The organism is Bradyrhizobium sp. MOS002 (assembly GCF_003020115.1).
Lineage (GTDB): Bacteria > Pseudomonadota > Alphaproteobacteria > Rhizobiales > Xanthobacteraceae > Bradyrhizobium.
Map to the genome: position 1 here is coordinate 481,278 of NZ_PYFX01000001.1, position 11,590 is coordinate 492,867.

The 11,590-nt window shown below is 64.2% G+C and carries 13 protein-coding genes; 2 read left to right on the top strand and 11 right to left on the bottom strand.

Going from position 1 to position 11,590, the window contains the following annotated elements; translation table 11 throughout:
* Window positions 1–115 precede the first annotated feature (115 nt).
* The 4 genes from C7G41_RS02450 to C7G41_RS02465 all read right to left on the bottom strand — a co-directional run bounded on the left by C7G41_RS02450 (window position 116) and on the right by C7G41_RS02465 (window position 3,099).
* Window positions 116–808 carry a hypothetical protein gene (locus C7G41_RS02450; protein ID WP_106941065.1) on the bottom strand — a complete coding sequence of 231 codons (693 nt, stop codon included), beginning with the start codon at window positions 806–808 and terminating at the stop codon, window positions 116–118.
* An 86-nt stretch (window positions 809–894) separates the two neighbouring features.
* Window positions 895–1,602 (bottom strand): hypothetical protein, encoded by a 708-nt coding sequence (locus C7G41_RS02455; RefSeq protein ID WP_199198085.1) that lies wholly within the window; start codon window positions 1,600–1,602, stop codon window positions 895–897.
* Between the two features lie 132 nt (window positions 1,603–1,734).
* Window positions 1,735–1,983, bottom strand: a complete 249-nt coding sequence (locus C7G41_RS02460; protein ID WP_018453152.1) for a hypothetical protein — start codon at window positions 1,981–1,983, stop codon at window positions 1,735–1,737.
* Between the two features lie 141 nt (window positions 1,984–2,124).
* The gene (locus tag C7G41_RS02465) at window positions 2,125–3,099 is read right to left on the bottom strand and encodes a nitronate monooxygenase family protein (protein ID WP_106941066.1); all 975 of its coding nucleotides are present in this window, start codon (window positions 3,097–3,099) and stop codon (window positions 2,125–2,127) included.
* 108 nt (window positions 3,100–3,207) lie between these two features.
* Here C7G41_RS02465 and C7G41_RS02470 point away from each other — a divergent pair, with 108 nt between their 5' ends.
* Entirely contained in the window at window positions 3,208–4,770 is a 1,563-nt protein-coding gene (locus tag C7G41_RS02470) for an AMP-binding protein (protein WP_106941067.1), read from the top strand.
* A 9-nt stretch (window positions 4,771–4,779) separates the two neighbouring features.
* Here the strand turns inward: C7G41_RS02470 and C7G41_RS02475 are convergent, their stop codons facing one another.
* The 7 genes from C7G41_RS02475 to C7G41_RS02505 all read right to left on the bottom strand — a co-directional run bounded on the left by C7G41_RS02475 (window position 4,780) and on the right by C7G41_RS02505 (window position 10,312).
* Entirely contained in the window at window positions 4,780–5,553 is a 774-nt protein-coding gene (locus C7G41_RS02475; RefSeq protein ID WP_106941068.1) for a thioesterase family protein, read from the bottom strand.
* 88 nt (window positions 5,554–5,641) lie between these two features.
* Window positions 5,642–6,610, bottom strand: a complete 969-nt coding sequence (locus C7G41_RS02480; RefSeq protein WP_106941069.1) for a nitronate monooxygenase family protein — start codon at window positions 6,608–6,610, stop codon at window positions 5,642–5,644.
* Between the two features lie 150 nt (window positions 6,611–6,760).
* Window positions 6,761–8,161 carry an aspartate ammonia-lyase gene (locus C7G41_RS02485; RefSeq protein WP_007597482.1) on the bottom strand — a complete coding sequence of 467 codons (1,401 nt, stop codon included), beginning with the start codon at window positions 8,159–8,161 and terminating at the stop codon, window positions 6,761–6,763.
* 30 nt (window positions 8,162–8,191) lie between these two features.
* Entirely contained in the window at window positions 8,192–8,725 is a 534-nt protein-coding gene (locus C7G41_RS02490; RefSeq protein ID WP_106941070.1) for a hypothetical protein, read from the bottom strand.
* 47 nt (window positions 8,726–8,772) lie between these two features.
* On the bottom strand, window positions 8,773–9,375 hold the full coding sequence (locus C7G41_RS02495; protein ID WP_199198086.1) for a YqaA family protein: 603 nt from the start codon (window positions 9,373–9,375) through the stop codon (window positions 8,773–8,775).
* 45 nt (window positions 9,376–9,420) lie between these two features.
* Window positions 9,421–9,825, bottom strand: a complete 405-nt coding sequence (hisE, locus tag C7G41_RS02500; protein ID WP_106941071.1) for a phosphoribosyl-ATP diphosphatase — start codon at window positions 9,823–9,825, stop codon at window positions 9,421–9,423.
* Window positions 9,826–9,940: 115 nt separating this feature from the next.
* Entirely contained in the window at window positions 9,941–10,312 is a 372-nt protein-coding gene (locus C7G41_RS02505; RefSeq protein WP_106941072.1) for a hypothetical protein, read from the bottom strand.
* A gap of 227 nt (window positions 10,313–10,539) precedes the next feature.
* On the opposite strand from C7G41_RS02505, the gene C7G41_RS02510 reads away from it, so the two are divergent.
* Window positions 10,540–11,586 (top strand): ABC transporter substrate-binding protein, encoded by a 1,047-nt coding sequence (locus C7G41_RS02510; RefSeq protein ID WP_199198087.1) that lies wholly within the window; start codon window positions 10,540–10,542, stop codon window positions 11,584–11,586.
* Window positions 11,587–11,590 lie beyond the last annotated feature (4 nt).

Here is an 11,590-nt window from a genome sequence, read left to right on the forward strand (position 1 = left end):
TGGCAACGTCAATCATGCATGGAACGGAGATCGTCTGGAAGTTGAAAATCGAGGCAAGTGCCTCTGCAGAACGAACCGTGGCTCACGATCGCGTGCGCGACGGCGAGGGTCGACGCTAATCGTCGTCAATCCCGAACAGCCTGATCTGCGGGACTCCGCCCCGCGGCCGGCTCGAGACATCGCGCGCATCGGAATCTTCGCGGATGTTGCGCGCCACGTCGTCCCAATCGGTGCGGTCGCGCATGCCCCGTGGCTCGCGGGACTCGTAATAGCGGCGCTCGGCCCAGCGCTCACGGCGCTCCGTCCGGCGCCGTTCAGACGTGGCGCGCTTGACGTCAGAATCCCTGGCCTTGGCATAGGCGCTGTCGGGTGAGGGTGACAGCTCTGTCGACGCCTGCTGTGCAGCAGGTTTCGCGACTTGCGGAGGCGATGCTGGTGCCGGCTTCGGGGGCTCCACCGCGGCCGCTTGCGAAGGCTGTTGCGCTGGCGGTGCAGCGTTGGCCTGAGTAGTCTGCGTGTCGGGCTTCGCGGCTTCGGATTTCTCTTCGGATTTGGCTTCGGCCTGCGCCGGCGCGGCGACCATGGCGCCGAAGGCTTGCGAGCCGGTTAGATATTGCAGGCGCTCGGATGGCGCGTTCGTCGTCGCGGGTTTGGCGTCAGCGCGCTGCGCCATCTTGCTGGTATCCGGCCCCTGCTTGGGCGAGACCGGATTCATGATATTGCCGGCGACAATGCCGCCGCCGAGACCAATGGCGATGGCTGCGACGATGGTTCCGGCACCGACGAAATAAGCTGTCGAGGCGCGCATTGGTCCACTCCCTCTTTGGAGCGGGCAACGCTTATCGATTGCCGGATGTTCCTGATAGGGGCGCGGTTCCAGGAGGAACTTACGGGTCAGATCTGCTGTGCGACCTTCTCAAGCCCGATGATGCGGGCGAGCTTGCGCACTTCCTCTTTCTGGTCGTCACGCAGCTGGAACAGCAGCGGCATCGCGGCCGATTTCAACTGCTGGACCTCGTCGCAATTGGGATCGATCGGCACGCCCTGCACGTTCGGATTGGACAGCTTGTTTGCCGAGATCTTGCGGACAACGTTGCGCAGCGCGGTTTCGACCGAGGGCCAGTAATATTCCTGCGACGACGACAACTTCAGACGGTCTCTGATGCCCGCGATCTGCACGTCGGACAGCAGCGAATAGGATTTCTGCGGCTGCGGCTTGGCGGCGACCTTCGGCTTGGCCGGGACTTCGACGGCAGGAATTTCAGCAGCGGCCGGAGCCTCGTTCACGCTCGCCTTCGGCATCGGGAAATCGGATGGCGTGGCGGCGGCAAACGCCTGGCGCAGCGGCTCGGTCAGCACGGGCATTTGCGAGAGCTTGTCGGCAGGAACCTGGACCGGGTCGATCGCGGCCGAGGCCAGCGCCAGCGTCGGAACCAGACGGTCGGCCTTGGCCGCCCGGTTGGTTGCAAGCGGCTTAGGCGGGTTCTGGGAGATCATCTCAGCGCTGACGCTGGGCACACTGTCGCGGCCGAGAATGGCGGTGGTGGCGGCGCCGAGGACGAGGAAGCAGGTCAGCACGACGATGGTGATGGCTTTCGACAAACGTCTCTCCGCAACCGGCTTCAAGTGCACGTGATCACTGCCCGGAAACTGGGCGATAATTAAGGCTTAACCGTGCCATTGCGGCGGCAATCGACCGGACTGTGGCGACATTGCCTGGAAAACTCAACAAAATCAGGCAGCTAGCGCCAGATCGTAAGCGTCCTGGATGTCAGCCACGATCTCCGAGGCTTCCCAGACTCCGCGTGGCTCGACCGACTGCAGCGCCACCGTCCAATTGCCGCCCCGGCGGGTGCGGGGGACGCTGACGATGTCGAAGCGCACGTTGCGGCAAAGCGGGTGGCGGGCCAGCGCGTGGGCCACGCGAACGCGAATTTCGTCCAGCGAAGCCGCCGTCTTGGCGTTAAGAAAGTCGAAGTCCATAGCCTGTCCCTCTCGGTCCTGATTGGCGGCCGTGAGAGGGATTCTTGCCGGGCGTTGGTTAATCTGCCGTTAAGTAAGGGCTTCTCAGGAGCGCTCGATTAACTGTGATGGGGGCGACGGGCCCTGTCGGTCTCCGCATTTTTACTGGGAGAGACGGCCACCAGCCTCTCGATACTCGGCGAGCGTCCGCGCGACGAGACCGTTGACCTCCATCACTTCGGTCACACCCGATATCGAATGCCCGCCGCTCCAGATATCGCGCCAGCGCTTGGGGCGGCTCTCGCGCGCGTTGATGTCGATGTCCTTGCCGATGTCGATCGCGCCGCGCGCCGGCAGATCGTCAGGGTCGAGACCGGCTGCCACGATCGACGGCTTGAGCATGCTGGTCTGCAGGCCCGTGAACGCGGTGGTCAGCAGAATGTCATCCGCGCTGCCGTCGACCAGCATTTGCTTGTGACGCTCGTCCGCCATGCTCTCGCGTGTCGCTATGAATTTCGTGCCCATGTAGCCAAGATCGCAGCCGAGCACTTCGGCCGCGCGCAATGCGTGGCCGTCGCTGATGCCGCCCGCGAGCACGATGATGCCATCGTAGAACGCGCGCACCGCGCGGACGAAGGCGAACGGGTTGAGCCAGCCGGTCTGCCCGCCTGCGCCCGCGGTAAGCAGCACGAGCCCGTCGGCCCCCGCCTCCGCCGCCTGCCGGGCGTGGCGGATCGAGGCCACGTCCGCCAGCACCAGCGCGCCGGCTTCATGCAGCGGCTTCAACACCGGCGCGGGCGATCCAACGGAGGTGATGACGAGCTCCGGCTTGTGGCGCAGCAGCACTGCGAGATCCTGCTCCAGCCTCGCGTTCGAACGATGCACGATCAAGTTCGGGCAGAGTGGCGCGGCCTGGCGGCCGGTTTGATCCGCGTGCTGCCGCAGCCGCATTTCGATTTCCGTGAGCCACGCCTCAAGCTGTTCCGCGTTGCGGCAGTTCACGGTAGGAAAGCTACCGATCACACCGTTGCGGCAGGCCGCGACCATGAGTTCGACGCCCGACACCAGAAACATCGGCGCCGCGATCAAAGGCAGACCGAGACGATCGCGAAAGCGTTGCAGTCGATCGGACCTCATATAAGCCTCCCCGCGCGCGGGCTTTGTCGTTCGATCCCGCATTCCTGTGCTAGCCTTGCGCGCAACATTGGCACGTCAAAAGCCGATGACAAAGCAATGAGGAAACATATGGCCGATCCGCTCCATGCATCGTCCCCGACTTGTGCGCAGACGCTACGGGCACTGTCGCGCTATCCCGCCCGCACCGCTTTCGCCTGGCCCGGCGGATCGCTGAGCTATCAGGGCACGCTCGACCTGATCGGACGCATCCAGAGCGTATTCATGCGCCTTGGATTGCAGCCCGGCGCGCGCGTCGCATTCCTCACCGCCAATCGCGCCGACACCTGGTGCGCCGGCGTCGCCGCGCAATTGTCCAGGCTCTGCATCACCTGGCTGCATCCTCTGGGATCGCGAGAGGACCAGCTCTTCCAGCTGGAGGATTCCGAGTCCGAAATGCTGGTGGTGGATGCGGCCTCCTTCCGCGAGCGCGGCGGCGAGCTGGCCGCACAGGCGGGGCAGCTCAAGGCGGTCTTCACCATGGGACCGGCCGACTATGGCGCCGACCTGTTGCAGGCGATCGAGATCGAAGGCCACGCCAGCGCGCTGTGCCTCGCCGGCGCCGACGATCTTGCCACGCTGAACTACACCGGCGGGACAACCGGAAAATCCAAGGGCGCGCTACGCTATCATCGCGAGAACAGCGGTGCGGCAGGTGCGATCCTCGCCGACTTCGAAATTCCGGAGGCGGCGCGCTATCTGACGGTCGCTCCAATCAGCCATGTCGCGGGCACAAAGGTGCTGCCGACCCTGATGCGCGGCGGCACCGTGCACATGCTGAAGGGTTTTGATCCCGAGGCGGTACTGGCTACCATCGCGCGCGAGCGGATCAACTTCACATTGCTCGTGCCGACCATGATCTACGTGCTGCTCGATCATCCCGCGCTGGGCAAGACCGACCTCTCGTCGCTCGAGCTCCTGCTCTATGGCGCCTCCGCGATGTCGCCGAGCCGGCTGATCGAGGGGATCGAGCGCATCGGGCCGGTGTTCTCGCAATTGTACGGCCAGACCGAATGCTATCCCGTCTCGGTGCTGCGCAAGGGGGATCACGACCCCAAGAGACCGGAGCTGTTCCTGTCCTGCGGTTTCCCGATCGCGGCGTGCGAGGTCAAGATCCTCGACGACAACGACCAGGAAGTGAAGACGGGCGAAGCCGGCGAAATCTGCGTGCGCGCTCCACACGTCATGGCGGAGTACTGGAAGCGGCCGGACATCACCGCCGAGACGTTGAAGAACGGCTGGGTACACACCGGCGACATCGCTCGCAAGGACGATCGCGGCTACATGTTCATTCTCGACCGCAAGAAGGACATGATCGTCTCCGGCGGCTTCAACATCTTTCCGCGCGAGGTCGAGGACGTGCTGTCGCAGCATGCGGACGTGGCCATGGTCGCGGTCGTTGGCATCCCCGACGAGAAATGGGGCGAAGCCGTCACCGCTGTCGTCGTCCTGCGCGAAGGCGCAAAACCTGACGTCGATGAACTGGTCAATCTGGTGAAGACGCGAAAGGGCTCGGCCCATGCGCCGAAGCAGATCCAGTTCGTCAAGCAACTGCCGATGACCGGCGTCGGCAAGGTCGACAAGAAGGTGCTGCGCGCGAGCTTTTGGAGCGGGCGGGGCCGGATGGTGGGATAGAAAGATACCTCACCGTTTCTCGATCACCAGGCTTTGCACGGCGCGGCCGAAATAGCCCTGCCGGTCGGCGAGCCGCGACATCGCAAGCCCGGCGCCATCGGGACCGATCCAGGAATCGCCGTCGAGCAGGATCCATTCGCCGATCGGCTGGCGCGAAAAGCTCACGGTGAGGTCGGCGTTGATGTAGGTCCAGGCGCGGAAGTCGAGCGTCGAGGCAGTGCCGTTGGAAAAATCGGCAGCGACCACGGCGCGCATCGCCTGCGAGAGCGTTTCGCCTGCGATCAGGGGATGGTCGACGCGAAACCAGATCGCGCCCGCGCCGGCCTGGCCGAAGCGGCCGCGCGCGGCGCGCATCGAGACCGACCGTACGAACGGGCTGGTAGCGGCATGACCATCCTCGAGCAGCGAGTCCTCCGGCGACGGCAGCGTAACCGGCAGCGCCTTGACGTCCTCGGGCAGCGTCAGCGCCTGGCGCTTGATCTTGAGCACGGTGGCGCCGACCACCTGTACGCCGTCGGCGAGCAGCTTGACCCCGCAGAGCTGAATCTTGCGGCCCTCGCGCAAAATCTCGGTCGCAATCGTGAGCGGCGCCACCGGCACCGGGCGCATCAGGTCGATGGTGACCCGCGCGATGTCCATCGTAACCGGCGTCGGAATGCGCTCAGCCGCCCACGTCACCAGCGAGGCCGGTGCCGAACCATGCTGCATACGCCGGTCCCACGGGCCCGCAGCATCCGGGCTGGTGACGACGCTGTCGCCGTCGACGCGGTAGATGGGGGTCATCGCTTCTCCGTGATGCACATTCGGCGCTCAGCAAGAGCTGTCGTCCCGGCCTAGTGCGCTATCGCGCACTAGGCCGGGACGACTGAGTTCACAACGGCGGATCGACCGCCTCGTCGTATTCCTTCTTGAAGCGCGCGATCATTTCGGCGGCGGGCACGATGCCGTCAATGCTGCCGACGCCTTGGCCTGAACCCCAGATTTCCTTCCAGGCCTTTGGCTTCGCGCGCTCGCCGGAGGCGTCGGTGCCGAAGTTCATCTTGGAGGGATCGGACGTCGGCAGGTTCTCCGGATCCATACCGGCGGCGAGAATCGACGGCTTCAGATAGTTACCGTGCACGCCGGTGAAGAGGTTGGAATAGACGATGTCGTCGGCCGTCGCGCCCGCGATCATCTCCTTGTACTTCTCGACCGCATTGGCTTCCTTGGTGGCGATGAAGGCCGAGCCGATATAGGCAAAGTCGGCGCCGAGAATGCGCGCGGCGCGGATCGCCTTGCCGTTGCCGATCGCGCCCGACAGCGCGATCGGGCCGTCGAACCATTTTCGTGTCTCGGCAACGAACGCCAACGGCGAGATCGTGCCGGCATGGCCGCCAGCGCCCGCCGCGACCAGGATCAGGCCGTCGGCGCCCTTCTCGATCGCCTTGTGCGCAAACTTCTGGTTGATCACATCGTGGAAAACGATGCCGCCCCAGCCGTGCACGGCCTGATTGAGCTCCTCGCGCGCGCCGAGCGACGAGATGATCATCGGCACCTTGTACTTGGCGCAGAGCTGCATGTCGTGGTCGAGCCGGTTGTTCGACTTGTGCACGATCTGGTTGACCGCAAACGGCGCCGACGGCTTGTCGGGATGCGCGCGGTCATAGGCCGCGAGCTCTTCGGTGATCCGCGCCAGCCACTCGTCGAGCAGCTCCGGCGGCCGCGCGTTCAGCGACGGAAACGAGCCGACCACACCCGCCTTGCACTGCGCGATCACGAGATCGGGCACCGAGATGATGAAGAGCGGCGAACCGATCACGGGGATCGACAGGCGCCCCTTGAACAAGGCAGGCATGGACATTGCGAGACGATCCTCTGCTGGCGGTCAAATCGAAGTTGGGAGCCATACCAACAAGGCAATCTTTCCACTGTCAAGTATTGCGTTTTGGCGCCGTGGAGGACGCCCGTTACCGCAATTCCAACGCGCGGAATTCAGCGCGGACCGACGACATCACGCAAGCAGATCCGGATTGATCAGCCGCTCGAACGAGAACATCTCGTCCCATTTTTCCTGGGTCAGCAGCTTGCGTTCGACCACGACGATCTGGTGCAGCGACTTGCCGCTCTTGTAGCCCTCGCGCGCGATCTCGGCGCATTGCTTGTAGCCGAGCAGCGGCTTCAGCACCGTAACGATACCCAACGAGTTCAGCACCATGTTGCGGGTGTGCTCCTCGTTGGCAGTGATGCCCACGACGCAATTCTCGCGCAGGCTGTTGACCGCGCGCTCCATGGTGCGGATCGAGAAGAACAGCGCGAACGAGATCACCGGCTCCATCACGTTGAGCTGGAGCTGACCGGCGGATGCCGCGAGCGTCACGGTGGTGTCGAGCCCGATGACGAGGAAGCTGGTCTGGTTGACGACCTCGGGGATAACGGGATTGACCTTGCCCGGCATGATCGAGGAGCCCGGCTGAAGCTGCGGCAGGTTGATCTCGTTGAAGCCGGCACGCGGGCCCGAGGCGAGCAGGCGGATGTCGTTGCAGATCTTGGTCAGCTTGCTCGCGGTGCGCTTGAGGACGCCGGAGAGCTGCACATAAGCGCCCGTATCCGACGTCGCCTCGACGAGGTCGCCTGCAAGGATGAAGTCGACGCCGGTGAGCGCGCTCAGATGCCGGACCGCGAGCTTGGGATAGCCGTGCGCCGCGGTGACGGAGGTGCCGATCGCGGTGGCGCCGAGATTGATCTCGCGCAGCAGCGCGCGGGCCTCGGAGATTCGATCGACCTCCTCGCCCATGGTGGTGCCCCAACCGCGGAATTCGGCGCCGAGCGACATCGGCACCGCGTCCTGCAAATGGGTGCGGCCCATCTTCAGCACGCGCTCGAACTCCCTGCCCTTGGCGAAGAACGCCTCCTGGAGCTGGCGCAACGCCGTCATGTAGCTCTCGAGCCGCAGGATCAGCGCCAGCCGAAAGGCGGTCGGATAGGTGTCGTTGGTCGACTGGCCGTAATTGACGTGATCGTTGGGGCTGACGTGCTGGTAGTCGCCCTTCGCAAAGCCGAGCGATTCCAGCGCGAGATTGGCGATCACCTCGTTGGCGTTCATGTTGGTGGAGGTGCCGGCCCCGCCCTGTATGAAGTCGGTGACGAACTGGTCCATCATATCGCCGGCGATGACACGATCGCAGCCCACGATGATGGCTTCCGCGACTTTGGTGTCCACCGCGCCGAGATCACGGTTGGCCATGGCGGCGGCCTTCTTGACGTATCCAAGCGCCTTCACGAAGTAAGGCTCCTGGTTCATCGGAATGCCGGTGATGTGGAAGTTCTCCTTCCCGCGGATGGTCTGGACGCCGTAATAGATGTCGTCGGCGATCTCACGCTGTCCGAGGAAGTCCTGCTCCGTGCGGCTCATGGGCGCTCCTTGCTTGCTCGCGCGACGTCCTCAGTTCTGGCACAGCGCGCTGGTGACAAAGGTATCGGTGCGGCAGTCATCCGGTTTGCGTTGCCTGCCCGGGATCAGAACCTTGGCCGAGCACTTTTCCGCGGAATCGGCATTCAGGCTCTTGCCTTCCGTGTAGCCCTTGCTCTGGCAGAGTTTGTCGGCGGCGAGCTTGCAGTCTGGCGCGCCGTTCGACGAGGCCGGACAGGCCACGCGTCCCGACACCATGGTCGACGGCTTCGCCAGGCGCGACAAATCGTTCATGGTCTCGCCCGGGCTTTTGATCGGCGGCAGCATCGAGGGCAGCTTGTCGAACAGCTTGCCCATTTCGTTGATCAGCCCGGGATTTTCCTCATGCACCGGCGGCGACGAAGCAGCTGTCGAGGGCGCCGGTGCTGCCTGCGGTCCTTGCTCCTGCAAGCCGAGCGCCGGCGCGGATTGCGGCCATCCGGTCCCGCCGGCACCCAGCAGGAGCGAAAGCACCGCAAATGTCAGCGTCCCAAGTCGCAGGACCGGAATGCCGGATCGAAGCGTCATGACGCCAACCGTAGCCGAACCTGGCGCGGGGGCAAAGCGCCTTCGGGTTAGATCAATTTGATTGCGACGACAAAGCCGAGCACGAGCACCGCGGCGCCGATTGCCACCACCAATCCGAGATGCTTCTCGATCCTGACCCGGATCCAGTCGCCGTAGCGGTTGAGCAGGATCGCCACGATAAAGAAGCGCCCGCCACGCGCGACGATCGAGCACAGGATGAAGAGCCCGATATTGTAGCCGGCAAAGCCGGACGTGATGGTCACGAGCTTGTAGGGGATCGGTGTCAGGCCCTTGAGCAGGATGATCACGGCGCCCCATTCGGCATAGGAGGCGCGGAAGGCGTCGACCTTGCCGCCGAGGCCATAGACCTCGATCAGCCAATGGCCGACCGAGTCGAAGAGCAGCGCACCGATGGCGTAGCCCAACAGGCCACCCAGCACCGACGTCGCAGTGCAGATCCCCGCATAGACCCAGGCGCGTTGCGGGCGCGCCAGTGACATCGGGATCAGCATCACGTCCGGGGGGACGGGAAAGAAGGAGCTTTCAGCGAAAGCCACGGCGCCCATGATCCAGAGCGCGTAAGGCTTGTGAGCGGCGTCGATGCACCAGTCGTAGATACGTTTCAGCATGGCGCCGCGATGAAGCACCATGGGACGGATTTGTCCATGCCGAGATGGGACCGATTTGTGACAATACTAGTGGCGCTTGCGCGCGGTGCGGCCTTCGAGCGCGACGATAGGCCGCCTTGCGGCGACGCGCGGTGACGCAACTTTGGGCAGCTTCATCGCCGACTTCGGCAGCTTCTCGGCGATTCCGAGCATGTCTTCACGCCGCGACATTTCGCGCCAGACGTCCTCGGGGCGCACGCCGGCCGAGGCCCAGAGCACGGTGAGATTGTAGAGCAGATCGGCGCTTTCCCGGACCACGGCCTGGGTGTCGCCATTGACCGCATCGATGACGACCTCGATGGCCTCTTCGGCCAGTTTTTTTGCCATCTTGGACGGCCCACGCTGAAACAGCCGGGCCGTACGCGACGTTGCCGGATCGAGATCTTTGGCCGCGAGCACAGCCAGATATAGCCGCTCAAGCGAATCACTCATGTACGCCAAGCTACTCTAAAGCCATGGCGGGGACGTTAACGCACGACAGCAAAAGCAAAAAGCCGGCCGTCGCGGCAAGCGCGACGGCCGGCTGGTCAACACTTGCTAGCCAAAGCTAGTAGCAAGTCGAAAGGTTACCCTGGCCACCCTGCGCAGACTGGTACGGGCCGCCACAACGGTGATACGGGCGCGGACCGATATACGAGTCGCCGCCGTAATAGACCGGACCGTCGTCGTAGTAGACCGGGCCGCCGCCGTAATAGGCAGGAGCATCATATGCGTAGGCGTCACGGGTCGCGGCGATTGCGAGGCCGGTGCCGATAGCACCGGCAATGGCCGCGCCGGCAAAGGCCGCGCCGCCGCCGCCACCATGCCAGTGACGGCCGCCTGCGTATGAAGCGGTCGGGGTCATTGCGGTCAGCGCCAGCACCGCGGCGGTGGCGAGAACGGCCTTGCGGCCGGCAAATCTCGAAAATCTGTCGAACATGTCCTGGACCCTCCTTGGGACCTCGAATGGTGCCTGATGACAGGCTCATGTCTTTCAAACACCCACATCCCATGTTGGGTTCCCCAACCCCAACACAAGCTGAACGGGGTTGCGTAATCGTGACGCAACCGCCGCTCATCCGCCGTTCATGTTGGCGCGGACAAGCTTGTCGCCAGCCGGCGCTCCGAGCGTCACAAAGCCATAACAATTCCCGACCGGCGCGACTGATGTTCGAATTCACGACAATCGCTCTTCGCGGCTTGCTGGCCGCTGCAATCTCGCTTGCGGCGCTGACTGCGCGGGATGCTACTGCGGCCGAAACCGCAGCGCCCTCCATTGCGATCCACTTCATCTTCGACCGCCCGATCGATGCGAGCATGGCGCCGTTCTTCCTTGCCGCAAAGGACGGCAGCTTCGGCGCCGAACGTCTCAACGTCTCCTTCGGCAGCACAGCCGGATCGCCGGAGGCGCTTGCGCGCGTCGCCAAGGGCGACAGCGAGCTCGCGCTCGTCGACATCAACGAGTTGATCCGCTTCCGCGACAAGGATGCGTCACCGGTCAAGGCGGTGTTCGTGCTGTTCAACCGTGCGCCCTACGCGATCGTCGCCCGCAGGAGCCGTGGTATCCACCTCCTGCCCGACCTGGATGGCAAGACCGTCGGCGTTGCCGATAGCGATCTGTCGATGCGGCTGTGGCCGGCACTGGCGCAGCAGAACGGCATCGACACGGCTCACGTGAAATTCCACAAGATAAGCGCCGCGGTGCGCGAGCCGATCCTCTCCGCGGGACAGGTCGATGCCGTCGCCGGCTTCAACTATCTCTCGGCAGTGAACCTGCGCGACCGCGGCGTTCCAGGCGGCGATCTCGTCGCGCTTCGCTATGCCGACTATGGTTGCGAGGCCTATGGCTTTGCCGTCATAGTCAACCCGGCTTTCGCCGCGGCCAAGCCGGACGCCGTGAAGGGGTTCATCCGTGCATTGATCGCCGGCATCAGCGCGACCGTCAAGGAGCCGACACGTGCGGCGGACGAGGCCGCGAGCCGCATCGAGAACGGCGACCGCGATCTTGAGCTGGAGCGCCTGCGCACCGTCCTCGTCGACAATATCCTGACCGACGAGGTCCGTCGCAACGGCCTCGGCGACATCGACCCGGCGCGCATGGATCGCGCGATCGACCAGATCGGGCAGGATTTCAAATTCCGCAAACGGCCGGCGGCGGGCGACATCTTCGACGGCGGGTACTTGCCGCCGGTCGCAGGGCGGTTGATCAACTGAGCAA

Bases quoted from the DNA above. Each gene is read 5' to 3' on its own strand.
- C7G41_RS02485 (WP_007597482.1), bottom strand. From the start codon at position 8,161: ATGAGCCGCACGGAGCAGGACTTCCTCGGACAGCGTGAGATCGCCGAC.
- C7G41_RS02465 (WP_106941066.1), bottom strand. From the start codon at position 3,099: ATGAGGTCCGATCGACTGCAACGCTTTCGCGATCGTCTCGGTCTGCCT.
- C7G41_RS02475 (WP_106941068.1), bottom strand. From the start codon at position 5,553: ATGACCCCCATCTACCGCGTCGACGGCGACAGCGTCGTCACCAGCCCG.
- C7G41_RS02495 (WP_199198086.1), bottom strand. From the start codon at position 9,375: ATGGTGCTTCATCGCGGCGCCATGCTGAAACGTATCTACGACTGGTGC.
- C7G41_RS02460 (WP_018453152.1), bottom strand. From the start codon at position 1,983: ATGGACTTCGACTTTCTTAACGCCAAGACGGCGGCTTCGCTGGACGAA.
- C7G41_RS02480 (WP_106941069.1), bottom strand. From the start codon at position 6,610: ATGTCCATGCCTGCCTTGTTCAAGGGGCGCCTGTCGATCCCCGTGATC.
- C7G41_RS02470 (WP_106941067.1), top strand. From the start codon at position 3,208: ATGGCCGATCCGCTCCATGCATCGTCCCCGACTTGTGCGCAGACGCTA.
- C7G41_RS02510 (WP_199198087.1), top strand. From the start codon at position 10,540: ATGTTCGAATTCACGACAATCGCTCTTCGCGGCTTGCTGGCCGCTGCA.
- C7G41_RS02505 (WP_106941072.1), bottom strand. From the start codon at position 10,312: ATGTTCGACAGATTTTCGAGATTTGCCGGCCGCAAGGCCGTTCTCGCC.
- hisE (WP_106941071.1), bottom strand. From the start codon at position 9,825: ATGAGTGATTCGCTTGAGCGGCTATATCTGGCTGTGCTCGCGGCCAAA.
- C7G41_RS02490 (WP_106941070.1), bottom strand. From the start codon at position 8,725: ATGACGCTTCGATCCGGCATTCCGGTCCTGCGACTTGGGACGCTGACA.
- C7G41_RS02450 (WP_106941065.1), bottom strand. From the start codon at position 808: ATGCGCGCCTCGACAGCTTATTTCGTCGGTGCCGGAACCATCGTCGCA.